General features: G+C 73.5%; 23 protein-coding genes. 9 read left to right on the top strand and 14 right to left on the bottom strand.

Annotated elements, in window-relative coordinates; translation table 11 throughout:
• The first annotated feature begins 15 nt into the window (after positions 1–15).
• The gene (locus VFG42_RS26550) at positions 16–2,181 is read left to right on the top strand and encodes a diguanylate cyclase domain-containing protein (protein WP_324911875.1); all 2,166 of its coding nucleotides are present in this window, start codon (positions 16–18) and stop codon (positions 2,179–2,181) included.
• On the opposite strand, the gene VFG42_RS26545 is transcribed toward VFG42_RS26550, so the two are convergent.
• The 3 genes from VFG42_RS26545 to VFG42_RS26535 are packed head-to-tail and all read right to left on the bottom strand — an operon-like array spanning position 2,178 to position 6,000.
• The gene (locus tag VFG42_RS26545; RefSeq protein ID WP_324911874.1) at positions 2,178–3,803 is read right to left on the bottom strand and encodes a thiamine pyrophosphate-binding protein; all 1,626 of its coding nucleotides are present in this window, start codon (positions 3,801–3,803) and stop codon (positions 2,178–2,180) included. The genes VFG42_RS26550 and VFG42_RS26545 overlap by 4 nt on opposite strands.
• A gap of 14 nt (positions 3,804–3,817) precedes the next feature.
• Positions 3,818–4,756 carry an NAD(P)-dependent oxidoreductase gene (locus VFG42_RS26540; protein ID WP_324911873.1) on the bottom strand — a complete coding sequence of 313 codons (939 nt, stop codon included), beginning with the start codon at positions 4,754–4,756 and terminating at the stop codon, positions 3,818–3,820.
• On the bottom strand, positions 4,753–6,000 hold the full coding sequence (locus VFG42_RS26535) for a hypothetical protein (protein WP_324911872.1): 1,248 nt from the start codon (positions 5,998–6,000) through the stop codon (positions 4,753–4,755). The genes VFG42_RS26540 and VFG42_RS26535 overlap by 4 nt, the downstream gene beginning before the upstream one ends.
• Between VFG42_RS26535 and VFG42_RS26530 the strand changes: the two genes are divergently transcribed.
• From VFG42_RS26530 to ettA, 3 genes are read left to right on the top strand one after another with little or no spacing between them, the layout of a single operon-like run.
• On the top strand, positions 5,981–7,009 hold the full coding sequence (locus tag VFG42_RS26530) for a UDP-N-acetylmuramate dehydrogenase (protein WP_414642485.1): 1,029 nt from the start codon (positions 5,981–5,983) through the stop codon (positions 7,007–7,009). The two genes, VFG42_RS26535 and VFG42_RS26530, sit on opposite strands and share 20 nt — an antisense overlap.
• Positions 7,010–7,053: 44 nt before the next feature.
• On the top strand, positions 7,054–7,410 hold the full coding sequence (locus tag VFG42_RS26525; RefSeq protein ID WP_324911870.1) for a hypothetical protein: 357 nt from the start codon (positions 7,054–7,056) through the stop codon (positions 7,408–7,410).
• A gap of 21 nt (positions 7,411–7,431) precedes the next feature.
• The gene (gene ettA, locus VFG42_RS26520; RefSeq protein WP_324911869.1) at positions 7,432–9,090 is read left to right on the top strand and encodes an energy-dependent translational throttle protein EttA; all 1,659 of its coding nucleotides are present in this window, start codon (positions 7,432–7,434) and stop codon (positions 9,088–9,090) included.
• Here the strand turns inward: ettA and VFG42_RS26515 are convergent.
• Complete coding sequence (locus VFG42_RS26515) at positions 9,087–9,395, bottom strand: hypothetical protein (RefSeq protein ID WP_324911868.1); 309 nt, start codon at positions 9,393–9,395, stop codon at positions 9,087–9,089. The two genes, ettA and VFG42_RS26515, sit on opposite strands and share 4 nt — an antisense overlap.
• Positions 9,396–9,430: 35 nt before the next feature.
• On the opposite strand from VFG42_RS26515, the gene VFG42_RS26510 reads away from it, so the two are divergent.
• On the top strand, positions 9,431–10,273 hold the full coding sequence (locus tag VFG42_RS26510; RefSeq protein WP_324911867.1) for a DsbA family protein: 843 nt from the start codon (positions 9,431–9,433) through the stop codon (positions 10,271–10,273).
• A gap of 21 nt (positions 10,274–10,294) precedes the next feature.
• A complete protein-coding gene (locus VFG42_RS26505; protein ID WP_324911866.1) occupies positions 10,295–10,867 on the top strand; it encodes an ester cyclase in 573 nt (190 codons plus the stop codon).
• 10 nt (positions 10,868–10,877) lie between these two features.
• Here VFG42_RS26505 and VFG42_RS26500 read toward each other — a convergent pair whose 3' ends face one another.
• Positions 10,878–11,609, bottom strand: coding sequence for an HAD family hydrolase (locus VFG42_RS26500; RefSeq protein WP_324911865.1), 732 nt, complete (start codon positions 11,607–11,609; stop codon positions 10,878–10,880).
• Between the two features lie 88 nt (positions 11,610–11,697).
• On the opposite strand from VFG42_RS26500, the gene VFG42_RS26495 reads away from it, so the two are divergent.
• Positions 11,698–12,294: an RNA polymerase sigma factor gene (locus VFG42_RS26495; RefSeq protein ID WP_324911864.1), complete on the top strand. Its 597-nt coding sequence runs from the start codon at positions 11,698–11,700 to the stop codon at positions 12,292–12,294.
• A 19-nt stretch (positions 12,295–12,313) separates the two neighbouring features.
• Here VFG42_RS26495 and VFG42_RS26490 read toward each other — a convergent pair whose 3' ends face one another.
• A complete protein-coding gene (locus VFG42_RS26490; protein WP_324911863.1) occupies positions 12,314–13,369 on the bottom strand; it encodes a M42 family metallopeptidase in 1,056 nt (351 codons plus the stop codon).
• Positions 13,370–13,459: 90 nt separating this feature from the next.
• Here VFG42_RS26490 and VFG42_RS26485 point away from each other — a divergent pair, with 90 nt between their 5' ends.
• Both VFG42_RS26485 and VFG42_RS26480 read left to right on the top strand, forming a co-directional pair.
• Positions 13,460–15,727 (top strand): GGDEF domain-containing phosphodiesterase, encoded by a 2,268-nt coding sequence (locus tag VFG42_RS26485; RefSeq protein ID WP_324911862.1) that lies wholly within the window; start codon positions 13,460–13,462, stop codon positions 15,725–15,727.
• Positions 15,728–15,826: 99 nt separating this feature from the next.
• Positions 15,827–16,228, top strand: a complete 402-nt coding sequence (locus tag VFG42_RS26480; RefSeq protein ID WP_324911861.1) for a response regulator transcription factor — start codon at positions 15,827–15,829, stop codon at positions 16,226–16,228.
• 7 nt (positions 16,229–16,235) lie between these two features.
• Here the strand turns inward: VFG42_RS26480 and VFG42_RS26475 are convergent, their stop codons facing one another.
• The 8 genes from VFG42_RS26475 to VFG42_RS26440 all read right to left on the bottom strand — a co-directional run bounded on the left by VFG42_RS26475 (position 16,236) and on the right by VFG42_RS26440 (position 23,751).
• Positions 16,236–19,061 carry an aconitate hydratase gene (locus VFG42_RS26475; protein WP_324911860.1) on the bottom strand — a complete coding sequence of 942 codons (2,826 nt, stop codon included), beginning with the start codon at positions 19,059–19,061 and terminating at the stop codon, positions 16,236–16,238.
• Between the two features lie 18 nt (positions 19,062–19,079).
• On the bottom strand, positions 19,080–19,490 hold the full coding sequence (locus VFG42_RS26470; RefSeq protein ID WP_324911859.1) for a type II toxin-antitoxin system VapC family toxin: 411 nt from the start codon (positions 19,488–19,490) through the stop codon (positions 19,080–19,082).
• Positions 19,487–19,720: a CopG family transcriptional regulator gene (locus tag VFG42_RS26465; RefSeq protein WP_324911858.1), complete on the bottom strand. Its 234-nt coding sequence runs from the start codon at positions 19,718–19,720 to the stop codon at positions 19,487–19,489. Before VFG42_RS26465 ends, VFG42_RS26470 begins: the two co-directional genes overlap by 4 nt.
• A 49-nt stretch (positions 19,721–19,769) precedes the next feature.
• The gene (locus tag VFG42_RS26460; protein WP_324911857.1) at positions 19,770–20,480 is read right to left on the bottom strand and encodes a DsbA family protein; all 711 of its coding nucleotides are present in this window, start codon (positions 20,478–20,480) and stop codon (positions 19,770–19,772) included.
• Positions 20,481–20,519: 39 nt separating this feature from the next.
• Positions 20,520–20,969, bottom strand: coding sequence for a vitamin K epoxide reductase family protein (locus tag VFG42_RS26455; RefSeq protein ID WP_324911856.1), 450 nt, complete (start codon positions 20,967–20,969; stop codon positions 20,520–20,522).
• Complete coding sequence (locus VFG42_RS26450) at positions 20,966–21,769, bottom strand: DsbA family protein (RefSeq protein ID WP_324911855.1); 804 nt, start codon at positions 21,767–21,769, stop codon at positions 20,966–20,968. Before VFG42_RS26450 ends, VFG42_RS26455 begins: the two co-directional genes overlap by 4 nt.
• A gap of 78 nt (positions 21,770–21,847) precedes the next feature.
• Complete coding sequence (locus VFG42_RS26445) at positions 21,848–22,555, bottom strand: YcnI family protein (RefSeq protein ID WP_324911854.1); 708 nt, start codon at positions 22,553–22,555, stop codon at positions 21,848–21,850.
• Between the two features lie 785 nt (positions 22,556–23,340).
• Positions 23,341–23,751: an ATP-binding protein gene (locus tag VFG42_RS26440; protein ID WP_324911853.1), complete on the bottom strand. Its 411-nt coding sequence runs from the start codon at positions 23,749–23,751 to the stop codon at positions 23,341–23,343.
• Between the last annotated feature and the right edge of the window lie 47 nt (positions 23,752–23,798).

The following is a 23,798-nucleotide window of genomic DNA, read 5'->3' as shown; positions in this document are numbered from 1 at the left end:
GGTACAACGCCCGGGATGTCCGTCCCCGACCACGAGGGGCTGGCGGCGATCGTCGTCGTCGACCCCGATCCCGGCCTGCCGATCCGCTGGGTCAGCCCCGGCTTCGAGCTGCTCACCGGCTACGGCGCGTCCGAGGTGCTGGGACGCAACGCCAAGCTGCTGCAGGGCCCGCACACCGACCCGCGCGCGACGAGCGTCCTGACCGAGGCGATCGCCGCCGGACGCGACGCGTACGTGACGCTGCTGAACTACCGCGCCGACGGCACGCCGTTCTGGAACGAGGTGGCGATCGCGCCGCAGCGCGACGACGGCGGGCGGATCGTGCGCTGGCTGGGCACGCAGCGCGACGTGACCGACCGGATGCGCGCCGGCGCGCGGCTGCACGAGCTGGCCTACTACGACGCCCTGACCGGCCTGGCCAACCGCAGCGCCCTGCACGACGAGCTGCGCTCCGCGATGCACCGCGCGCGCGTGCAGGAGTGCGAGCTGGCGCTGCTGCAGATCGACCTCGACGAGTTCCACACCGTCAACGACCGCTGGGGCCATCCGGCGGGCGACGCGCTGCTGCGGGTGGCGGCCGACCGGCTGAAGTCGGTCATCCGCCCGCAGGACCTGCTGGCGCGCCTGGGCGACGACGAGTTCGCGTTGTTGTTGAAGGACCTGCCCGCGGGCGAGGGCGAGCGCGTGGCGCGCGAGCTGGGCGCCCGGATCCTCGCCGTCGTGCGCGACGAGCCGCACGTCGTCGGCGACCTGCGGCTGGAGGCGCGCGTGTCGATCGGCGTCGGGATCTACCGCCAGGGCACGACGATGACCTCGGCCGACCTGCTGCACGACGCCGACGCCGCGACGCGCTCGGCCAAGGCGGCCGGCCGCGACACGCTCCGCGTGCACCGCACGCCCAGCGGCGAGGCCGTGCTGGTCCCCGACGACGCGTTCGATCCCGCGAGCGCCGGGCGCGAGCTGGCGCGGGTGCTTCAGGACGGCGCGATCACCGCGGTCTTCCAGCCGATCGTGGAGCTGGCCGGCGGCGAGGTCGTCGGTTACGAGGCGCTGGCACGCGGGCCGGAGGGCTCGGCGCTGCACCGGCCCGACCGGCTGTTCGCGGCCGCCGCGGCGGCGGGCCGGACCGTCGAGGCCGACTGGGCGTGCCGGATCGCGGCCGTGCGCGCGGCGCTGGACGCGGGCCTGGGGCGCGGCGCGTCGTTGTTCCTCAACTCGGAGCCCGCGGCGATCGACGCGCCGTGCCCGCCCGAGCACGCGGAGCTGTGGGCGCGCGCCGTCGCCGAGCTGTCGCTGGTCGTCGAGGTCACCGAGCGCGCGATCACGCGGCGGCCGGCCGAGCTGACGCGGGTGCTCAACGACCAGCGCGCGGCCGGGCACGTGATCGCGCTGGACGACCTCGGCGCCGACGTGCGGTCGCTGGCGCTGCTGCCGCTGATCGCCCCCGACGTCATCAAGCTCGACCTGCGCCTGGTGCAGGACCGGCCGTCGACCGACCAGGCCGCGATCGTCTCGGCCGTGGCGGCCGAGCGCGAGCGGACCGGCGCGCAGGTGCTCGCCGAGGGGATCGAGACCGAGGAGCACGCGGCGATCGCCCGGACGCTCGGCGCGACGCTCGGGCAGGGCTGGCGCTACGGGCGGCCCGAGCCGCTGAGCCCGCCGCTGCCGGCGTCGCGCGTGCGACGCAGCGTCGCGGCGGCGCCGGCGCCGGAGGGCGAGACCCCGTTCGCGGTCGTCGCGGGCGTGCGCGAGACCGGCGAGGCGACCAAGCGCCTGCTGTTGCCGATGAGCCATCACCTCGAGCACCGCGCGGGGCGGATCGGCGAGGGCGCGGTGATCCTCGCGGCCTTCCAGGAGGCGCGGCATTTCACGCCCGCGACCGCCCGCCGCTACGAGGCGCTGGCCCGCCGCGCGTCGCTGGTCGCGGCGTTCGGCGTCGGCCTGCCCGAGGAGCCGGTGCACGGCGTCCGCGGCGCCGAGCTGGATCCGGACGACGCGCTGGCGGGCGAGTGGTCGGTGATCGTGCTCGGCCCGCACTTCGCGGGCGCGCTGGTCGGCCGCGACCTCGGCGACCGCGACGGCCCCGACGGCGACCGCCGCTTCGCGTTCGCGACCGTCTACGACCGCGCGCTGGTCATCGCGGCGGCCCGGACGCTCGTGGCGCGGATCGCGCCGGCCTAGAGCGGGTCGGCCCACGCGGGCGGGCCGGTGCGCGTCCAGCGCGGCGAGGTCGTCGGCGGCGGCGTGAGCGCGGCGCGCGCGACCAGCAGCGAGGGCTCCGGGTCGGCGAGGTGCTCGGCGAGCGCGGTGGCGAAGTCGTCGCTCAGGCCGTCGACGGCGGTCGCGCGGATCCCGAACGCGGCGGCGAGCGCCACGAAGTCGGGCGTCGCGAGGTCGACGCCGTAGGTCTCCACGCCGGAGTGGCGCTGGTCGAAGCGCAGCATCCCGTAGCCGCCGTCGTCGACGACCAGCGCGGTCAGCGGCAGGTGCTCCTGCTTGGCGGTCGCCAGCTCGCCGCAGGCGAAGAGGAACCCGCCGTCGCCCGAGACGCTGAGCGTCGGGCCCGCGGTCGCGGCGCCCAGCGCGGCCGGGAACGCGTAGCCCAGCGTCCCCCACCCCATCGGGTACTGGAAGCGCCGCGGGCCCGCCGGCGTGTGCATCGCCGCCAGCCAGTAGCCGGGGATGCACATGTCGCAGACGACCGTGACGTCGTCGCCGACGACCCGCGCGAAGGCCTCCAGGAACACCATCTCGTTCGGGTGGTCGCCACGCACCGACCCGCGCGCCCGGCGGCGGACCGTCGTCAGGTCGGCCCACACCGGCGCGTCGACCGGCGGCAGCCCGAGGGCCAGCGCGTGCGCGCCCGCCGCCGCGTCGCCCTCCACGACGACGTCGGCGACGTAGTTCTTGGTGGCGTCGACCGGATCGACGTTCAGGGCAATCACCTTGGGTGGCCGGGGCAGCCGCCAGTTCATGGTGTTCATGCCGTCGAGGTCGGAGCCGATCGCGATCAGCACGTCGCACGTGTCCCACAGCTCGCCGACCGCCGGCAGGTGCGGCGGCAGGTTGACCGCGCGCGGGTCCTCGCGGCCGAGCAGGCCCTTGGCCGTATAGGTCGTCAGCACCGGCGCGCCGAGGCGCCGCGCCAGCTCGGCCACCTCCGGCCCCGCGTCGACCGCGCCGCCGCCCGCCCAGACCAGCGGCTTCCAGCAGGACGCCAGCAGCTCCAGCGCCTGGTCGGCGCCGGACGGCGCCTCCTCGACGACGTCGACCGCGAACTCGCCGACGTCCCAGCGCGGGCCGGAGGCCGACAGCCGGTCGGTCGGGATCTCCACGAACACCGGCCGCCGCGGCGCCTCGCGCGCGACGGCGACCGCGCGCTCGACCTCGGCCGGGTCGTCGAAGCGGAACGCCTCCTTCACCACCGACGCGAACAGCGCGCGCTGGTCGGCCGCCTCGTGCAGCGCGCCGCCGACGATCCCACGCCGCTTCAGCGCCGTCGGGATGTCGGTGGCGATGACGACGATCGGCGACCGCGACGCCCACGCCTCCCCCACCGCGCCGAGCGTGTTCGCCGCGCCCGGGCCGGTCGTCACCAGCGCGACGCCGACCCTGCCGGTCGCCCGCGCGTAGCCGTCGGCCGCGTAGGCGGCGGCCTGCTCGTGCCGCACGCCGACCAGCCGGATCGACGAGCGCCGCAGCGCCTCCCACGCCGGCAGGTTGTGGACGCCCGGCAGCCCGAAGACGACCTCGACCCCGGCGCGCTCCAGCCCGGCCACCAGCGCGTCGGCACCCGTCGCCATCGTCGGTCCGGCCCTCAGTACCCGGCCGACGAGGACACGACGTTGACCAGCCGCTCGCCGCGCGCGAACCGGGCGAGCTGCTCGGCGACCAGGCGCCACGCGGCGCGGTCGCTGCCGGGCGTGTCGCCGGCGACGTGCGGGCTGAGCATCAGGCCCGGAGCCTCCCACAACGGGTGCTCGGGCGGCAGCGGCTCGGGATCGACGACGTCGAGGACCGCGCGCAGGCGGCCGCGGCGCAGCTCCTCGATCAAGGCGTAGGTGTCGGTCGTCGGGCCGCGCCCGAGGTTGACGTACAGCGCGTCGTCGGGCAAGGACGACAAGAACTTGGCGTCGACCACGCGCTTGGTCTCCGGCGTCAGCGGCAGCAGGTTGACCAGCGCGTCGCACCAGGCCAGGACCTCGCCGGCGTCCTCCAGCGCGACCACGCCCTCGTCCGGCCGCGCGCGCCGCGCGATCCCGCGCACCGGCGTGCCGAACGGCGCCAGCAGCCGCTCCAGCTCGCGCCCCGACGCGCCGTGGCCGAGCACCGCGACCTTGAGGTCGCTCAGGTCGTGGATGTCGAGCCGCTTCCAGCGCCGCGCGGCCTGCGCCTCGGCGAACGGGCGCACCCGCTTGAGGTCGGCCAGCAGCGCGGCGACGATCCACTCGGCCATCGCGCGGTCGCGCGCGCCGCGGGCGTTGCAGAGCGTCACGCCCTCCGGGACGCGGTCGATCATCCACTCCGCGCCCGCCGACAGCAGCTGGACGACCTCCAGCGCGGGTAGGGCCTCCAGGTCGATCTCGACCCCGTAGGCCGGGACCGCGAAGCGCACGTCCTCGCGCGGCGCGTCGACGAGCTCCACGTTCTCGGGCAGCGACGCGGCGAGCCGGTCGCGGCCGTCGCTGCCCGACGCCACGCCGAGCCGGTCGCGGCCGGCGGGCTGCGGGACGTAGGCGACGACGCGGTCGCTCATGCGGCGGGCAGCACCCGGGGCTGGGCGTCGCGCAGGCGGTCGAGCAGGTCGGCGACCTCCTCGTCGCCGGGCGCCAGGCGCAGCGCGCGCTCGGCGGCGGCGACCGCGTCGCTGATCCGGTCGGTGCGCGCCAGCGCGTGGGCGTGGCGCGACCAGGCCTGCGCGCTCTCGCCGTCCAGCAGCGTCGCCTGCTCGGTGGCGGTGACCTCGCCGCCGAGGTCGCCGCCCAGGTGATGGGCCAACGCCAGGTCGAGCAGGCCCTCGACGGTCGGGCCGAGCGTCCGGGCGCGCTCCAGCGCCTCCAGCGCGCCGGCGCGGTCCATGAGGCGCAGGCGCAGGCGGCCGACGCGCTCCCAGGCGCTCGCGTCGCCGGGGCCGAGCCGCGCGGCGCGCACCGCCGCGGCCTCCGCCAGGTCGATCGCGCGCATGTCCTCGTAGATGCGCGCCGCGTAGCGCTGCGCGGTCGGGCGCGTCGGGTCGGCGCGGATCCAGTCGCGGACGCTGCGCCCCGCGGCGGCGAGCTGGCCCGCCTGCCAGAACGCGAGCGTCAGCATCCGCAGCACGGCGATGTTGCCCGGCTCGGCGTCGCGCGCGTAGATCAGCCGCTGCGCCGCGAGCTGGTAGTCGCCCTCGGCCATCGCGTGCTGGGCGGCGGTCATGAACCGCTGCACGCGCTCGTGGCCGGGGTCGGGCTTGGAGAAGTCCACGAACTGCAGCGAGCCGGCGGGCACCGTCCGGACGCCCGGCTGGAAGCGCACGCGCGCCCACTGCTGGACGTCGTCGTCGGAACCCGTGAAGTAGATGCCGGCGACCTCGCCGACGCCCCACTCGGGGTAGGAGAGGCAGCGCGCGTAGCGGTGGACGACCGAGTGGTCGGGGACGCGCGCGCCGAACGGGTCGTTCTGGCGGACGTCGGCCTCGTGGGCGCGGCGCGCCTGCTCCTCCTCGTAGGCGCGGCGGCCGGCCTCGGCGCGGGCGGCGCGCGCGGCGGCGGCGCTGACCTTGACGGCGTTGCGGCTGACGCGGCCGTTGCGCGAGCCCTCGGCGAGGGACTCCAGCTGGTCGGCGGCCTCGTTGATGGCCTTCAGGTGGCGCTCGTGCTCGATCTGCTTGCCGGGCGGCGCGAGGTCCGGGTGCCAGATCTTGGCCTGCTTGCGCCGCGCGAGCTGGACGTCGCGCTTCTCGAACGGGGGCTCGAGCTCCAGCAGGAGCAGCGCCTGTTCGATGTCGAGGACCTGCGGCACGACCTTCGAGGGTATCGGCCCATTGCGTAGGGTCCTAGGCGATTTGCGTCTGTCCGACTACACCACCTTGCGTCTCGGCGGCCCCGCGGGACGGCTCGTCGAGGCGACCGACGACGACGCGCTGATCGCCGCCGTGCGCGACGAGGACGCGCTCGTCCTGGCGGGCGGGTCGAACGTCGTGATCGGCGACGACGGCGTGCCGGGGACGGTCGCGCTCGTGCGCACGCGCGGCGTGGAGCGCGACGGCGCGGTCCTGCACGTCGCGGCCGGCGAGGTCTGGGACGACCTCGTCGCGCTGGCCGTGCGGGAGGGGCTGAGCGGCGTCGAGTGCCTCAGCGGGATCCCGGGCAGCGTGGGCGCGACGCCGATCCAGAACGTCGGCGCCTACGGCCAGGAGGTCAGCGACACCATCGTCTCGGTCCGGGCCTGGGACCGGGCGCGCGACGCGATCGTCGACCTGACGCCCGAGCGGTGCGCGTTCGGCTACCGCGACTCGATGTTCAAGCGGTCGCCGGGGTCCTACGTCGTGCTGCGGGTGTCGTTCGCCTTGCGCGACGACGGGATCTCGCGCCCGATCCGCTACGGCGAGCTGGCCGGCGCGGTCGGCGAGGACCCGTCGCCGGCCGACGTCCGCGACGCGGTCCTCGCGCTGCGCCGGGGCAAGGGCATGGTGTTGGACCCCGACGACCCCGACACGCGCAGCGCGGGCTCGTTCTTCACCAACCCCTTCGTGGCGCCCGACGCGCTGCCCGAGGGGGCGCCGTCGTTTCCGGGGCCCGACGGCCGCGTGAAGACCAGCGCGGCGTGGCTGATCCAGCACGCGGGGTTCGCCAAGGGCTACGGCGACGCGCGCGGGATCGCGATCTCCACCAAGCACGTGCTCGCGCTGACCAACCGCGGCCACGGGACGACCGCGCAGCTCGTGGATCTCGCGCGCGAGATCCAGGCCGGCGTCGAGGCGGCCTACGGCATCCGCCTGGAGCCCGAGCCGGTCTTCGTGCTGACCTGAGGGGCTTGCGTCCTCACGCGAACGCGTGGGTACACACGGCGGGAGTGCCCGACCGCGCCATCATCCCGCTGACCGTCGCCGTGATGGGCGGGTTCTTCTGCGGCCTGGTCGGCTCGGTGCTGATCCTCGACGACGGCCCGATCGCGACGCTCGCGATCGTCGGCGCGATCGCGAGCATCCTGGCGGGCGCGGTCAGCGTCGTGGGCGAGCCCGGCAGCGGCCGCGCGAGCGTCGCGATCCTGCGCGCGTTCTACGCCGCGCTGCTGTTCCTGGCCATCGACCTCGGCCTCGTGGAGTTCCTGCGCAACGGCTCCTTCGGCCTCGCGCTGATCCTCTGGATCGCGGGCGGCCTCGCGGCGGCCATGCTCGTCTCGGCCCGCGTGGAATCGACGACGCAGTGAGCCTCGTACCATGGAGCCTTCATGGCTCCTCAGTACGTCTTCCAGATGCAGCGGCTCACCAAGGCCTACGGGCCCGAGAAGCCGATCCTCAACGAGGTCTCGCTGTCGTTCTACTCGGGCGCCAAGATCGGCGTCCTCGGCTACAACGGCGCGGGCAAGTCCACGCTGTTGAAGATCATGGCCGGGATCGACACCGACTACCGGTCCGGCGAGGCGGCGCTCGCCCCGGGCGCGACGGTCGGCTACCTGGCCCAGGAGCCGCAGCTGGACCCGACCAAGACCGCGCGCGAGAACGTCATCGACGGCGTCGCCGAGATCAAGGCGATGATGGACCGCTTCAACGAGCTGGCGGCCAACTACAGCGACGAGACCGCCGACGAGTTCGCCGAGCTGCAGGCCAAGATCGACGCGGCCGACGGCTGGAACCTCGACACCAACGTCGACTACGCGATGGACGCGCTGCGCTGCCCGCCCGGCGACGCGGACGTCGCGGTCCTCTCCGGCGGCGAGCGGCGCCGCATCGCGCTGGCGCGGCTGCTGCTGAGCGCCCCCGACCTGCTGCTGCTCGACGAGCCCACGAACCACCTCGACGCCGAGTCGGTCTCGTGGCTGGAGCGCTTCCTGGCCGACTACAAGGGCGCCGTCGTCGCCGTGACGCACGATCGCTACTTCCTCGACAACGTCGCCGGCTGGATCCTCGAGCTGGACCGCGGCCGCGGCATCCCCTACGAGGGCAACTACTCCTCCTGGCTGGAGCAGAAGGAGAAGCGCCTGGAGATGCAGGAGCGGCGCGACCTGGCCAAGGAGCGCGTCATCAAGGCCGAGCTGGAGTGGGTCCGCAAGAACCCGAAGGGCCGCCAGACCAAGCAGAAGGCGCGCATCGCCAACTACGAGGCCTTGGTCGCCGAGGAGAAGACGATCAAGCTGGACGACGTCCAGATCCACATCCCGGTGGCGACGCACCTGGGCAACGTGGTCGTCCAGGCCGAGGGCCTGCGCAAGGGCTTCGAGGACAAGCTGCTGATCGACGACCTGAGCTTCGACCTGCCGCCGGGCGGCATCGTCGGCGTCATCGGCCCCAACGGCGCGGGCAAGACCACGTTGTTCAAGATGATCGCCGGGCGCGAGCAGCCGGACGCGGGCACGCTGCGGATCGGCGAGACCGTCCAGATCTCCTACGTCGACCAGTCGCGCGACGCGCTCGACGACGAGAAGACGGTCTGGGAGGAGATCTCCGGCGGGCTGGACCAGATCACGGTCGGCACGCGGGTGATGAACTCCCGCGCCTACACGAGCGGGTTCAACTTCAAGAAGGCCGACCAGCAGAAGAAGGTCAAGATGCTGTCGGGCGGTGAGCGCAACCGCGTGCACCTGGCGAAGCTGCTGCGCACCGGCGGCAACCTGCTGCTGCTGGACGAGCCGACCAACGACCTCGACACCGACACGCTGCGCGCGCTGGAAGAGGCGCTGCTGAACTACGCGGGCTGCGCCGTGGTGATCTCCCACGATCGCTGGTTCCTGGACCGCATCGCCACGCACGTCCTGGCCTTCGAGGGCGACTCCAAGGTCACGTGGTTCGAGGGCAACTTCGAGGCCTACGAGGCCTGGCGGCACGAGACGCTCGGCGACGAGGCCGACCGCCCGCACCGCATCACCTACAAGAAGCTGACGCGCACCTAGCGCTTCGCCTTGCGCCGCGTCGCCGCGCCCTTCTTGGCGGCGGCGCTGCGCTTGGCCTTGGCGGCGTTGCGCTTGCGCGTCGCGGCCGCCTTCTTGGCCGCGGCGCTGCGCTTGCGGCTGGGGCCGAGGATGTCGGTGCGGATCGCCGCGGTCGCGTCCTCGAGCTGGTCGAGCAGGGCCCGGGCCTCCTTGACGCCCTTCTTGCGGCCGCCCCGCGCGCCCGCGATCGTGGTCGCGACGCGCTTGCGGATGCCGTCCGCGTGCAACCGGTCGATCAGATCTTCCTGCTTGCGGTTCCTGGCCATGCGTGAAGGGCTACCCGTGCGGCTACCTTCGATGCATGGCCGCCGACGTCGTCATCACCGAGTACACCGACCCCGCCTGCCCGTGGGCGTTCAGCGCCGAGCCGTTCCGCCGCCGTTTGAGCTGGCTCTACGGCGAGCAGCTCGCCTGGGAGGTCAGGATGGTCGGGCTCTCCGACGGCAACGGAGCCTCGCACTTCACGCCCGAGAAGCTGAGCGAGGCCTACAAGAAGATCTCGCGCGAGCACAAGATGCCGATCGACACGCGCGTGCGCGAGCGGATGGCCGCGTCGGTGCCGGCGTGCCGCGCGGTCGTGGCGGCCCGGCTGAACGCGTCCTACGACCAGACGCGCGCGCTGCTGCGGCGGCTGCGGGTCCGGACGATGTCCGGCGAGCTGCTCGACGCGCCCGAGACGATCGACGGCGCCGCGCGCGACGCCGGGATCGACGTGGAGGCGTTGCACCGCTGGATCGAGGACCCCGCCACCCAGTCCGCCCTGGACGAGGACATGGCCGCCGCCCGCCAGCCGATGCCCGCCGCGCGCGTCCTCGACGCCAAGCTCGCCAACTGGTCCGGCGGCCGCCGCTACACCTGCCCCTCCTACGAGATCGAGCGCCAGGTCGACGGCGTCCGCATCGCGGTCCCCGGCTTCCAGCCCTTCGCCGTCTACGACGTCATCACCGCCAACCTCGTCCCCGGCCTCGAGCGCCGCGAGCCGCCGACCTCCGTCGAGGACGTCCTCGCCTGGACCGGCACGCCCCTGGCCTCCATCGAGGTCGCGACCGTGATGGACATCTCCTTCGAGGACGCCCGCGAGCACCTCGGCCGCGTGGCCGTCGAGCACCCCGTGGGCTTCGACGGCTTCTGGACGCTGCCGTAGGCGTACGCGTAGGCTCGCGCCGTGCCCGGCTCCCCCACCGATGACGTCCGCGCCAAGCGCGAGCAGCTCGTCCTCGACCACTTCCACGACGAGGTCGCCCAGCAGTGGGACGACGTGCTGTCGACGTTCCCGCATCCGCGCTACGAGATCGTGCCGACGCAGACGGTGCACGACGGCGACGCGGCGGTGCGGGGCTACTACGACGAGACCCGGCGGGCGTTCCCCGACCAGCGCCACGAGATGATCGCGCTGCGCCACGCCGACGACGCGGTCGTCACCGAGTTCTACCTGTTGGGCACGCACCGCGGGCCGCTCGGGCCGGTCCCGGCGACCGGCGCGGCGTTCAAGGTCCGGATGACCGCGTACTTCGTCTTCCGCGGCGAGGACGAGTTGGTCTGCGAGCGCATCTACTTCGACCAGCTGTCGTTCCTGCGCCAGCTGCTCTCCGGGATCGACCTCAGGTCGCCCCGCGGCGTCGTGCTGCTGCTGAAGGTCCTGCGCGGGTTCGCCCGGATGTCGCGCGCGCCCAAGGACGTCATCCCGGACGGCGACGCGGACACGGTCGCGGCGCCGGGCGTCCGGCGCGACGGCTAGCCGCTAGCCGCTAGCCGAGCCCGGGGATCCGCTTCAGCGCCGCCGGGATCTCCCGCGCCATGTCGATGACGACGTCGGCACCGTGGAGGTCGGCGGCGCGGAAGGGGCCGGTGGAGATCGCGATGACGTGGCAGCCGTCGGCGCGGGCGCAGGCGATGTCGCGCGGGGTGTCGCCGATGACGACGGTGCCCAGCGCCGGCGCGTCGCCGGAGCGGGCGCGGGCCAGGCCCGGCAGGTCGGTGCGGTCCTCGCTGTCGCTGCCGTAGCCGCCGGTGCCGCGCGGGAAGTACCGGCCGAGCCCGGCGGCGTCGAGCTTGCGGCGCGCGACGCACTCGTAGTTGCCGGTCACCAGCGCGAGCTCGACGTCGTCGCGGGCGGCCAGCAGCTCCAGGACCTCCGGCACGCCGGGCGCGACGCGCTCGGTCAGGTCGGCCGGGCAGCGGCGGTCGTACTCCTCGCAGGTCAGCATCTGCACGTCGCGGGCGCGGGCGTCGATCTGCTCGGCCGAGACGCCGGCGAGCGTCAGGATCGAGCGCGCTATCGCCTGGTCGGTGCGGCCCGCGGCCTCGACCTGGCCCGCCGGCCGCTCGCGCAGGCTGTGGATCTTCGTGATCGCCGCGTACAGCGCCTCGGCGTGCTCGCGCGAGGCCTTGAGCATCAGCGTGCCGTCGATGTCGAACAGGAGGAGCACCGGCCCGAAGTAGACCACGTCGGCCCGCTCCACGCCCGCCCCGGCGCCCATGCTCAGGATGTCCTTTTAAAAAAGGGACCGCCAAGCGTTGTTGGCGGCGGCGATTTCTGCGAGGGTAGCCCCACGGATGGAGACCGGGATGGGAAGGGTCAGGGAACGGCCGCCATGGCGCGTTCGCCGGGGCAGCGCGCTCGGCACCGGCGGCGACGACGCCGAGGCGTTCCGCGACTTCTACGTCGCCAACGTGCAGCGCGTCGTGGTGTTCTTCACGCGCCGGACGCTCAACGCCGAGGTCGCCCTGGACCTCACCGGCGAGACCTTCGCGCTCGCGCTCCAGCGCCGGCGCCAGTTCCGCGGGCGCACCGACGCCGAGGCCGAGGCGTGGCTGTTCGCCATCGCCCGCACCCAGCTCGCGCACTTCTGGCGCCGCGGCGTCGCCGAGCGCAAGGCGCTGCAGCAGGTCGGGCTCGATCCGCCGTCGGTCGGGCAGTCCGAGCTGGAGCGGATCGAGGAGCTGGCGGGTCTGCCCGAGCTGCGCCGCCGCGTGCAGGGCGCGATCGCGGGCCTGCACCCGCAGCAGGCCTACGTCGTCCTGCAGCGGATCGTCGCCGAGCGCGAGTACGACGACCTCGCCCGCGAGCTGGGCGTCAGCCAGGACGTCGTGCGCGCCCGCGTCTCGCGCGGCCTGCGCGCGCTGGCCGCCACTCGCGGCCTGTCGGCGACCGCGCGGGCCTAGCCGGCCGCGACGCGGCCGCTCAGCGCGCGAACGACGTGTCGGCCGTCAGGCCGCGCGCGAACGCCGCGATCAGCTGCGCCGTGCGCCGCACGTCGTCGAGCTGGACCAGCTCGACCGGCGAGTGCATGTAGCGCAGCGGGATCGACACCAGGCCGGTCGGGATGCCGTTGCGCGAGATGTGGATCGCGTCGGCGTCGGTGCCCGTGAAGCGCGCGCTGGCCGACATGGTGTGGTCGATCCCCTCGGCCTCGGCGGCGGCCAGCAGCCGCTCGCTGACCACCGGGTGGATCGTCGACCCGCGCTCGATCACCGGGCCGGAGCCCATCGGGTGCGAGCCGTTCTCCTTCTCGTCGATGCCCGGCGCGTCGGTCGCGTGCGTGACGTCGACGGCGATCGCGACGTCCGGCCGCACGTTGTGCGCGAACGTCCGCGCGCCCGCGAACGTGATCTCCTCCTGGACGGCCGCGACCGCGATGACGTCGCCGGGCGCGCCGCCCGCCTCGGCCACCAGGCGCGCGGCCTCGTAGGCCACGAAGCAGCCGAGCCGGTTGTCCATCGCGCGCGCGACCACGCGGTCGTTGGGCAGCTCCACCGGGTCGCCCGCGATCACCGCGACGTCGCCGATGCGCACCAGGCCGCGGGCCTCGTCGCCGTCCTTGGCGCCGATGTCGATGTGCAGGTCCTTCAGCTCGGCGGCGCGCTTGCGCTCGTCCTCCTTGAGCAGGTGGATCGGCTTCTTGCCGACCACGCCCGGGATGACGCCGTCCTTGGTGGTGATCTCGACGCGCTGGCCGACCAGGATCACCGGATCCCAGCCGCCGACGCCGATGAAGCTCAGGTAGCCCTTGTCGTCGACGTGCGTGACGATCAGGCCGATCTCGTCGATGTGGCCGACGATCGCGACGCTCGGGCCGTCGCCCGTGCCTTTCACGCGCGCCGTGACGGTGCCCATGACGTCGGTCTCGACCTCGGCGAACGGCGCGCAGGCCTCGGCGAACGCGCGCGCGGGCGCGGCCTCGTAGCCGGACGGGCCGGTCGCGGTGAGCAGGGAGCGCAGGACGTCGGGCAGAGGCACGGCGACGGAGGCTACCGCGCGCTCGGACACCCAAGCTCACTCGGCTGGGGGATGCGGTCGCGGCCGGACGCTCCGACTACCCCGGTGGTGATGGGCAAGCAGGCTGGACGCAGCACCCGCCGCACGGGTGCGGCGACGGTCGCTCGCGCCCTCGGCGCCGCGGGCGCCGCGCTCGTCGCCCTCGGCCTGCTCACCGCGCTCGCCCAGGCCCACGGCCGGGTCGACGACGTCCGCCACGTCGCGGTCTTCGCGATCGCCGCCGCGACCGTGGCCGCGCGCGCCGTCGACCGTCCGTCCGGTCGCGCGATCTGGGCCTTCTTCGCGCTCGGCTGCGCGGTCAACACGGTCGCCGAGGCCGTCTCGGTGTCCGCCGCCGGCAGCGGCACCGAAGGCGCGGCCGGCGCCCTCTACGCGCTGGCCTACCTCGCCACCTGCGTCGCGCTCTTCCTCTTCCTGCGCCGCCGCGTCGGCGACACGCTGCTCACGTTCTCCTTCGACGCGCTCGGCATCGCGGTCTACCTCAGCGTCAGCGCGATCGGCTCGGCCGTCCTCGTGCGCCCGATGACCGAGCACGCGGGCCTGACCGAGCTGGACGCCGCGACGACGCTGGTCTTCACCGCCGCCGACGTCGCGATCGCCTCGATCATCTGGGCCGTCGCCTCGTTCACCGGGCGCGCCCGCGGGCGCCAGGACCGGCTGCTGGCCGCCGCGCTGCTGGTGATGTTCTGCGGCGACTTCGCCGACGTGCTCGGCCGCGCGGGCTGGCTGACCGGGACCGAGCCCTGGTCGCGCCTGGGCTGGGAGTGCTCGATGCTGCTGGTCGCCGCCGCCGCGTGGGCGCGGCCCGCGACCGCCGGGTCGCTGCGCGTCGGCGGGTGGTGGGAGACCGTGCCGACGCTGTCGTGGATCGTGTCGGGCACCGGCGTCCTGGTCGCCGCCACGATCGTCGACCTGCCCACCGCCAGCGTCGTGCTGGCCGTCGCCGCGCTGGCGCTCGGCGCGCTGCGCAGCGCCCGCATCGCCCGCGAGGTCCGGCGCCTGGTGATCGTCCGGGCCGAGTCGCTGGTCGACGAGGCCACCGGCGCCGCCAACCAGCGCGCGCTGTTCGGGGAGCTGACGCTGCTGACCCGCGAGGGCGGCAGCGACGGCCGCCATGCCGCGCTGCTGATCGGCCACCTCGAGGGCTTCGACGAGCTGACCGACACGCTCGGCCACGAGGTCGCGGGCGACGTCCTGCGCCGCGTCACCGCCCGCCTGATCGACGCCGCGCCCGGGACGCTGGCGCGCATGGACAACGGCGAGTTCGCCACGATCGCCGAGGACATGGGCCCCGAGGCGCTCGCCGCGCTGCTGTCGGCCGCGCTGGCCGCGCCGGTGGAGTCCGACGGCCTGGCGGTCTCCGTTCGCCCCGTCTTCGGGTACGCCCGCTTCCCGGAGGACGCGCGCTCGCCCACCGGCCTGGCGCGGCGCGCCGACATGGCCCGCCGCGACGCGCGCGACCGGGGCCTCGGCGTCGCCGCCTACGACCCCGCGCGCGACACGCACTCGCGCGACCGCCTGACGCTCGCCGCCGACCTGCGCCGCGCGCTGCGCAGCCCGACCGCGCCGGACGGCAGCGGGCTCTGGCTGGCGCTGCAGCCGCAGGTCGACCCCCGGACCGACGCGCTGCGGGGCGTCGAGGCGCTGATCCGCTGGCGCCACCCGACGCGCGCCACGGTCTCCCCCGCCGAGCTGCTGCCGGTCGCCGAGCGCGACGGCCTGATGTCCGAGCTGACCGACTGGGTGCTGGACCACGCCCTGGCTGCGGTCGCCGCGCTGCGCGCCGAGGTCGACGACCTGCACGTCGCGGTCAACGTCTCGGCCGTCACGCTCGTCGACGCCGGCCTGCCCGAGCGGATCGAGGCCGCGCTGGTCCGCCACCGGATCCCGCCCGAGGCGCTGGTGATCGAGGTCACCGAGGACGCCGTGATGCGCGACCACCGCCACTGCCGCGACGTGCTCGGCCGGATCGCCGCGCTCGGCGTCGAGATCGCGATCGACGACTTCGGCACCGGCCACTCGTCGATGGCCCAGCTGCGCCACATGCCCGCCGACGAGCTGAAGATCGACCAGCGCTTCGTCCGCGGCATGACCGCCGACCCGGTCGACGAGGAGATGGTCCGGATGATGATCGCGCTCGGCCGCAAGATGGGCCTGCGCGTCGTCGCCGAGGGCGCCGAGACGCCGCTGGAGCGCGAGCTGCTGGCCGCGATGGGCTGCGATCTGGTCCAGGGCTACGTCGTCGGGCGCCCGATGAGCGCCGACCAACTGGGCGGCTGGCTGGACGCCCGTCGGCCGATGCGGCGCGAAGCCGCCTGATCCGGCGAAACGTCCGGCCGCTGACAGCGTTCCTATCCGGGGGGAGCCCGTATCGACACGGCGCCGTTCGCCGGTCAGCATGCTGAACCCAGCCGCACCATGATCCGCGTCCTCGTCGTCGACGACCATCCCGTTCTGCGAGCCGGGCTCGAGGCCGTCCTACGCGCCGAGCCGGGCTTCCGCTGCGTGGGCGGCGCCGGGGACGCCGCGGCGACATGGTGCCTGTGGAAGCGCCACCGGCCCGACGTCGTCGTGCTCGACCACCGCCTCGGCGAGGAGGACGGCGTCGAGCTGTGCCGCGCGCTGCGCGCCGAGCCCGAGCCGCCGTCGGTGCTGCTCTACACGGCCGACCCCTCGGCGCGGTTGGAGGCCGCGGCGACGGCGGCGGGCGCGGCGGGGATCGTCGACAAGCAGGTCGACGTCGGCGTGCTGTTCGACGCGATCCGGCTGGCCGGCCGCCGCCCGGGAGGGTCCGGGTCCCCCGAGGCGGCGGTGGCCTGACGCGCGGCTACTCGGCGGCGGCGAGCTGGCGCAGCACGTAGCGCAGGATCCCGCCGTGGCGGAAGTAGTCCGCCTCCTTGGGCGTGTCGATCCGCACGCGGGCGGTGAACTCCTTGTCGTCCGCCTTGACCTGGACCTCGCGCGGTAGCTCGCCGTTGTTGAGCGGCTCGGCCAGGCCGGTGATCGTGAACTCCTCCTCGCCGGTGAGGCCCAGCGACTCGGCGGTCTCGCCCTCGGGGAACTGCAGCGGCAGCACGCCCATGCCCACCAGGTTGGAGCGGTGGATGCGCTCGAAGGACACCGCGATCACGGCGCGGACGCCGAGCAGGTTGGTGCCCTTGGCCGCCCAGTCGCGCGAGGAGCCCGAGCCGTACTCGGCGCCGCCGAGGACGACCAGCGGGACCCCGTCCTCGATGTACCGCTCGGACGCCTCGAAGATCGAGGTCTCCTCGCCGTCCGGCAGGTGGCGCGTCACGCCGCCCTCCGTCCCGGGCGCCAGCTGGTTGCGCAGGCGGATGTTCGCGAACGTGCCGCGGATCATCACCTCGTGGTTGCCGCGCCGCGACCCGTAGGAGTTGAAGTCCTTGACCTCGACGCCCTTCTCCTGCAGGTACCGGCCCGCCGGAGCGTCCTTCTTGATCGCGCCCGCGGGCGAGATGTGGTCGGTCGTGACCGAGTCCCCCAACTTGGCGAGCACGCGCGCGTTCTCGATGTCGGTGACCGGCGACGGCTCGGGCTCCATCCCGTCGAAGTACGGGGCCTTGGCGATGTAGGTCGACTCGCCGTCCCAGGCGAAGCGGTCGCCGGTCGGGACGTCGAGGCCGCGCCAGTTCGCGTCGCCCTCGAAGACCTCGCCGTAAGAGGCGCGGAACATGTCGGACTGCACGGCCTCCTCGACCGTCTGGGCGACCTCCTTCGACGACGGCCAGATGTCCTTCAGGAAGACCTCGTTGCCCTCGGCGTCCAGGCCCAGCGGCTCGGTGTGCAGGTCGATGTCCATCGTCCCGGCGATCGCGTAGGCCACGACCAGCGGCGGCGACGCCAGGTAGTTCATCTTGACGTCGGGGTTGATGCGGCCCTCGAAGTTGCGGTTGCCCGACAGCACCGAGCAGACCGCCAGGTCGCCGTCGTTGACGGCCTTGGAGATCTCCTCCGGCAGCGGGCCGGAGTTGCCGATGCACGTCGTGCAGCCGTAGCCCACCAGGTTGAACCCGAGCGCCTCGAGGTCCTCGGTGAGGCCGGCGCGCTCGTAGTACTCGGTGACGACCTTCGAGCCCGGGGCCAGCGACGTCTTGACCCACGGCGCGCGCTGCAGGCCCTTGGCCACCGCGTTGCGGGCCAGCAGGCCGGCGGCGAGCATGACCGACGGGTTGGAGGTGTTGGTGCACGAGGTGATCGCGGCGATCACGACGTGGCCGTGGTCGAGGTCGAACTCCTCGCCGTCCATCGTCGTGTGGACCGCGGAGGCGCTGCGCTCGGCGATCACCGCGCCGGCGGCGACGGCGGGCGCCGACACCGGCTCGTGCGGGTCGGGCCGCGAGCCGGGCGCGCTGTCGGCGGCCGGGTCGGAGGCCGGGAACGTCTCGGCGATCGCCTCGTCGTGGCCGTGGGCGACCTCCTCGGCGCCGTCGCCGAGCAGCTCGCCCAGCGCGGACCGGAAGCCCTCCTTGGCGCCGTCCAGCGGGATGCGGTCCTGCGGGCGCTTCGGGCCGGCCAGCGACGGCTCGACCGTCGACAGGTCCAGCTCGACGACGTCGGTGAACGTCGGCTCCTCGGCGTGCTCGTCGTGCCAGAGGCCCTGCGCCTTGGCGTAGGCCTCGACGAGGTCGACCTGCTCCTTCGGGCGACCGGAGAACAGCATGTAGCGCAGCGTCTCGGCGTCGATCGGGAAGATCGCGCAGGTCGAGCCGAACTCCGGCGACATGTTGCCGATCGTCGCGCGGTCGGCCAGCGGCAGCGCGGTGACGCCCGGGCCGAAGAACTCCACGAACTTGCCGACGACGCCCTTCTTGCGCAGGATCTCGGTGACCGTCAGCACGAGGTCGGTCGCGGTCGCGCCCTCGGGCAGCGAGCCGTGCAGCTTGAAGCCGATGACCTGCGGGATCAGCATCGACATCGGCTGGCCGAGCATCGCGGCCTCGGCCTCGATGCCGCCGACGCCCCAGCCCAGCACGCCGAGGCCGTTGATCATCGTCGTGTGCGAGTCGGTCCCGACCAAGGTGTCCGGGTAGGCCTGGTCGGTCGCGTCGTTGACGAAGACCGTGCGCGCCAGGTACTCCAGGTTGACCTGGTGGACGATGCCGGTGTCCGGCGGGACGACCTTGAAGGTCTCGAACGCGTCCTGGCCCCACTTCAGGAACTCGTAGCGCTCGCGGTTGCGCTCGAACTCGCGCTCGGCGTTGAACGCGAACGCGGTGCGCGTGCCGAACTCGTCGACCTGCACCGAGTGGTCGATGACCAGCTCGGCCGGGACCAGCGGCTCGATCTTGGCCGGGTCGCCGCCGAGGTCGGCCATCGCGTCGCGCATCGCGGCGAGGTCGACGACGGCCGGCACGCCGGTGAAGTCCTGCATGACGACGCGCGCCGGCGTGAAGGCGATCTCCTTGCTCGGCTCGGCCTTGGCGTCCCAGGTCGCGAGCGCCTCGACGTCGGCGGCGGTCACCGCGCCGTTGCCCTCGGTGCGCAGCAGGTTCTCCAGCAGGATCTTGAGGCTGAACGGCAGCCGGGCGACGTCGAACTTCGACTGCAGCGCGTCGAGGCGGAAGATCTCCAGCTCGCGGTCGCCGACCTTCAGCGTGCCGCGGGCGTCGAAGGAGTTGGGGTGTTCGGACATGTTGGGGTCCTTTGGTTCTTAGCGGTCGTCGGGGAGCATCGCGAACGGCTCCCCGTCGGGGGTGAGGACGGAGCGGAAGTGCGGGTCGAAGGTCGCGATGCGGTTCGTGCGCAGACGGCCCGACAACGCGACCAGCGAGGCGTCGGTCAGGCCGAGGAACGGGCGGCGGCGGGCGATCGCCAGCGTCTCGGTCAGGGCGTCGGCCCACCAACGCACGCCGTACACGCCGGCGTCGAAGTCCTCCCACAGCGCGTGCTGGGCGGCCTCGCCGGCGTACTTGGGCACCATGTGATCGAGCTCGGCCAACGTGAGCGGGGAGGTGACGAGCTCCTCGTCCACCTCGTTGATCCACTCGACCGCCCGCGCGTGGTTGTCCTCGGGGTCGAGGACGACCGCGAGGATGAACGATGTGTCGACGACGACCGTCACGACTCGCCGAAGCCGGTCTCCGCGAGGTACTTGTCCACGTTGGACGAGACGTCGGTCGGGCCGACGTTGGCGAAGCCAACGGCCTTCGGCTTCGGGCGCTTGGGTCGCTGAACGGCGCCCGACAGGGTCCGGCGGATGTACTCCGCCTTGGTGATCCCCTCTTCCGCCGCCCGGCGAGCCAGGCCGTGGTCGAGCTCCTCGTCGAGGTAGATGGAGGTCTTCTTCAGCATGGCCTCACGTAGGGTAGCACCCTACGTACCACCCATGCCACCCGCGATGTCAGACGGTCTTCAGCAGCTGCTCGTTGATCGCCTGCGCGAGCTGCTGCTCGCTCGGCACGCCCTCGGAGACCAGCGCGAGGTCGTTGACGTCGGGGCCGATCATGACCGTCGGCGTCGAGTTGACCGCGTAGCGGGACTGCAGCGAGTGCTCGGCCGCCAGCGCGTCGAGCACCCGCGGGGAGCTGCGGTCCTTCATGGCCTGACCGAGGTTCAGGCCGTGGACGCCGCCCAGCACGCCGCGCAGGAACCGGTCGGTGACGTAGCCCGAGTTCTCCTGGCCCTGGACGTCGTAGAAGCGCATCGACGCGTCCCACATGCGGTTCTGCAGCGAGGCGGCCATGACCGCCTTGGCCGCGGTCGTCGAGTCCTCGCCGAGCACGCTGATCAGCCGCAGCTCCATCCGCACCTTGCCGGTGCGCACGTAGCGCTGGACGATGTTCGGCCACGACGTCGCCGCGAACTCCTTGCAGAACGGGCACTGCAGGTCGGCGAACTCGACGAGCACCAGCGGCGCCTTGGGATCGCCCAGCGACAGGCCGTCCTGCGGGATGCCGCGCAGGATCCGCGTGACGTCGCGCCCCCGCGCCTTGGCCGACGCCTTCGGCTTGGTGGCCGTGCTCGCGTCGTGAGTGGACACCGCGGCCGCGATCACGACGATCAGCAGCGCGGCGCCGAGCAGGCCGAGCACGAGGGGCAGGCGACGGAGCATCAGGCCGTCACGATGCCATGCCCGCGACGCCCGCGCCCGTCACTCTGCCGATGTGGCAGCGACGGGCGCGGGCGACGCGCTCTCGAAGCGGACGACGCGCCAGGTGCACACGATCGCCAGGAGGGTCATGAGCACCGCGCTGGCCACGCACCACTGGCAGATCGCGTCGATGGTGAACAGCTCGCGGTAGGTCAGGTACATCGAGAACCCGAAGCCGACGAGCGCGGTGAACGCCGCGACCATCCGGGCGGCCTCGCCCTGGCGCACCAGCAGCGACGCGAAGATGATGATGTAGCCGAGCAGGCCGAGCAGCGCGACCGGGACGCCGGCCAGCTTGGCGTACTCCGACTTCTGCACCGTCTCGCAGCCGTGCGCGATGTTGCACACCGGCTTGATGTGGGCGTAGTGGACGTAGACCAGGTAGCCGGCCACGCCGATGCCCAGCACCGCCAGCACGAGGGCGGCGGTGCGCAGGCGGCGATCGGTCACGTCCCGGCCTTCGCGGCGGCCTGGTCGACGAGCTTGCTGATCGCGGCGGCGGTCGGCGTGCCCTGGACCTGCGTCATCTGGCCGCCGGTCGGCCCGACCAGGATCGTCGGCGTGCTGTCGACGCCGTAGCGCGACGCGCCCGTCTTGGCCTCGCCCAGCGCCGCGGTGACCTTCGGGTCGCCCGCCGCGGCGATCGCCTTGGCGGAGTCGGCGCCCGCCGCGTCCAGGACCGCGGTGAGGAAGTCGTCGGTGACGTAGCCCGAGTTCTCCTCGCCCTGGTTGCGGTAGAAGACGTCCGACGCGGTCCACAGCTTGTTCTGCAGCCCGGCCGCCTCGAGCACCGAGGCCGCCTTGACCGAGTCCGGCCCGATGAACGTCAGGTAGTTCAGCTGCATCTTGGCCTTGCCGGTGCGGACGTCGTCCTGGATCACCTTCGGCATCTCGTTGAGCGTGTACTCCTTGCAGTACGGGCACTGCGGGTCGGCGAACTCGAGGATCGTCACCGGCGCGTCGGGCTTGCCGAGCGTGGTGCCGCTCTGCGGGATGCCGGCGAGCATCGCCTTGGCGTCGGCCGCGCCCTGGATCGAGGACGCGTCGCCGCCCGAGGACTTCTTGCTCCCGCCCGAGGAGATCGCCACCGCCACGACGACGATCGCGATCGCGCCGACCAGCAGGCCGCCGAGGAGGGTCATGCGCTTGCGTCGGGATGCCGCGGCCGCGTCGGCGCGCTCGCGCTCGAGACGCTCGGCGCGCGCGGCCTCCTTGCGTTCGCGCTTGCTGGGGCTTGGGTTCTGAGACATGTCGGTTACCGGTTAGAAAGAGTAGGACCGTCGGGCGCGCGCCGCGACGGTGAGGTGCCGCGGCGCGCGTGGAGGTGGCTACGGACGTCGCCTCGCGGACGCCAGGCCGGCGCCGCCGGCCAGCAGGCCGAGGGCCCCGACGACCAGCGCGATGACCGCCAGCGTGTTGGAGTCGTCGTCGGACGTGGACGTCGCGGCGGGCGTCGCGACGGGCGCCGCGGTGTCCTGGGTGGTCGCCGTGCCGGCCGCCGCCGTCGCGTGGTCGTCGGCGGGCGCGGTGACCGCGATCGTCGGCGCGGGCCGGTCGGCGTCCGGCGCCCCGATCCAGCGCACGACCTCGCCGTCGCTGTAGGTCTGCAGCGCCTTGAACGTCAGCGTGTCGCCCGCCTTGCCCGGGATCTGCACCGAGATCGGGAAGTCCCGGAACTCACCGGGCGCGATGCCGGTGGCCTTCGAGCTCGCCGTCCAGGTGATGGTCTTGACGCCCTCGGTGATCTCGCCGTCGTCGGTCTTGACCGGCGTGGCGAGCTTCTCCTTGACGACCTTCACCGACCAGCCCGGGGTGGTCTGGTAGGAGGCCGAGGCGAAGCCCTCGGGGAACTGGACGGCGACCTTCGTGGTGACCGCGTCGTCGGTCTCGTTGGGCACGCGCACGGCCTCGACCGTGTACGCGCCGGCGGCGGCGGTCTTGGGCTGCAGCGTGACGTGCGCGTCGGCGGCGGTCGCGGACGCGCCCGCCAGGCCCAGGGCCAGCGACGACGACAGGATGATGCGCTTGGTGTTCATGGTGTCCTTGATGTGGTTCGGTTGACATTGCCATCGGGTTGGTCACGTCAGCGTCACCGGGCGGAGGACGGGAGGCGATCGCCGCGCCGACCAGGCGCCCGCCGCGCGGCGCCGCCGCGAACGGACGGCGGCGCGGACGGTCCACGGCGCGCGCGACGCGGCGGCGCGGGCGATGGCGCGCGCCGCGCAGGCGCGCGGCCAGCGTGCGCTCGCCGGGATAGCGGCCGGCCAGCAGCGCGCCGACCAGCAGCGCCAACGGCAACAGCGACAGCAGGACGCTCGTCATCGGACCTCCAGGGCTTCTCTAGCTCGCGATGGACACGGCAACGCCACGAGCGCGCGTGGCAGGCACGCGCGCTCGGGCGGGTCTCAGGAGACGACCGTGGCCGACGGCGGCCCGCGCTCACCGAGCGCGGACGCGATCAGCCGGCCCCCGCGCCAAGCGGCGGCGCGGGGACGACGGCGCGGCGGAAGCGAGGACGCCGGCCGCGTACGGCGACCTGACGGGGCGCGACGGGTGACGAGACGCGCAAGCGTCTCCTCGCCGAGGTAGCGCCCCGCCAGGAGCGGAAGGACGAGCACCAACGCCGGCGACAGGAGCAACAGGCCGGTGCCCACGCCCGCGACCGTCTCCGCAAGCGCGATCGCGACGCCGAGGACGGCGACGGCGAGGAGCGGGCGAAGTTCCCGGCGTACGGGCATTCCGCGGTGAACAGTACGGCAACACGCGCCGGATGTCGGCAGATCAAGCCGGATGGCCGGTGGGCCTGACGGCCCAGTCCGTGTTAAGCGCGCCGGTCGAAGCGGCCGCGGCTGCGGTCCACCTCGAACCAGACGCGGCACCCGCGCGCGGACCGCTCGACGCCCCACTTCGACGCCAGCTTGTCGACCAGGCGCAGGCCGAAGCCCGCCGTCTCGTGGCGGATCTCGGGGTCGAAGCCCGGACCGTGGTCGGCGACCTCGACGCGGACGTGGTCGTCGCTGAGGCGCGCGTGGAAGACGATCCGCTCGGTCGGGTTCAGAGGCCCGGCGTGGCGGACGGCGTTGCCGACCAGCTCGGAGGTCAACAGCGACACGGTGTGGTCGAGGTCCGCGCTCAGCCCGCGCTCGCGCAGCGCGTGGCGGGCGGCCCGAACCGCGTCGGGGATGGGCGCGAAGGCCAGGAGGATGTCGGTGCTCGAGCGTGTGGCCGGCATGAGAGGAGGCGAGGAATCGCGGACCGTGACAGAAGGGTCACCGGGAC

The sequence above is a fragment of the Baekduia sp. genome (assembly GCF_035685985.1).
Taxonomy (GTDB): domain Bacteria; phylum Actinomycetota; class Thermoleophilia; order Solirubrobacterales; family Solirubrobacteraceae; genus Baekduia.
The sequence above is the reverse complement of the archived record's forward strand: the minus strand, read 5'-3'. Positions and strand labels throughout refer to the sequence as shown.

Bases quoted from the DNA above. Each gene is read 5' to 3' on its own strand.
- VFG42_RS26495 (WP_324911864.1), top strand. From the start codon at position 11,698: ATGGGAAGGGTCAGGGAACGGCCGCCATGGCGCGTTCGCCGGGGCAGC.
- VFG42_RS26485 (WP_324911862.1), top strand. From the start codon at position 13,460: ATGGGCAAGCAGGCTGGACGCAGCACCCGCCGCACGGGTGCGGCGACG.
- ettA (WP_324911869.1), top strand. From the start codon at position 7,432: ATGGCTCCTCAGTACGTCTTCCAGATGCAGCGGCTCACCAAGGCCTAC.
- VFG42_RS26440 (WP_324911853.1), bottom strand. From the start codon at position 23,751: ATGCCGGCCACACGCTCGAGCACCGACATCCTCCTGGCCTTCGCGCCC.
- VFG42_RS26515 (WP_324911868.1), bottom strand. From the start codon at position 9,395: ATGGCCAGGAACCGCAAGCAGGAAGATCTGATCGACCGGTTGCACGCG.
- VFG42_RS26450 (WP_324911855.1), bottom strand. From the start codon at position 21,769: ATGTCTCAGAACCCAAGCCCCAGCAAGCGCGAACGCAAGGAGGCCGCG.
- VFG42_RS26445 (WP_324911854.1), bottom strand. From the start codon at position 22,555: ATGAACACCAAGCGCATCATCCTGTCGTCGTCGCTGGCCCTGGGCCTG.
- VFG42_RS26510 (WP_324911867.1), top strand. From the start codon at position 9,431: ATGGCCGCCGACGTCGTCATCACCGAGTACACCGACCCCGCCTGCCCG.
- VFG42_RS26465 (WP_324911858.1), bottom strand. From the start codon at position 19,720: ATGCTGAAGAAGACCTCCATCTACCTCGACGAGGAGCTCGACCACGGC.
- VFG42_RS26550 (WP_324911875.1), top strand. From the start codon at position 16: ATGTCCGTCCCCGACCACGAGGGGCTGGCGGCGATCGTCGTCGTCGAC.
- VFG42_RS26500 (WP_324911865.1), bottom strand. From the start codon at position 11,609: ATGGGCGCCGGGGCGGGCGTGGAGCGGGCCGACGTGGTCTACTTCGGG.
- VFG42_RS26475 (WP_324911860.1), bottom strand. From the start codon at position 19,061: ATGTCCGAACACCCCAACTCCTTCGACGCCCGCGGCACGCTGAAGGTC.
- VFG42_RS26480 (WP_324911861.1), top strand. From the start codon at position 15,827: ATGATCCGCGTCCTCGTCGTCGACGACCATCCCGTTCTGCGAGCCGGG.
- VFG42_RS26530 (WP_414642485.1), top strand. From the start codon at position 5,981: ATGTCGAGGACCTGCGGCACGACCTTCGAGGGTATCGGCCCATTGCGT.
- VFG42_RS26460 (WP_324911857.1), bottom strand. From the start codon at position 20,480: ATGCTCCGTCGCCTGCCCCTCGTGCTCGGCCTGCTCGGCGCCGCGCTG.
- VFG42_RS26540 (WP_324911873.1), bottom strand. From the start codon at position 4,756: ATGAGCGACCGCGTCGTCGCCTACGTCCCGCAGCCCGCCGGCCGCGAC.
- VFG42_RS26545 (WP_324911874.1), bottom strand. From the start codon at position 3,803: ATGGCGACGGGTGCCGACGCGCTGGTGGCCGGGCTGGAGCGCGCCGGG.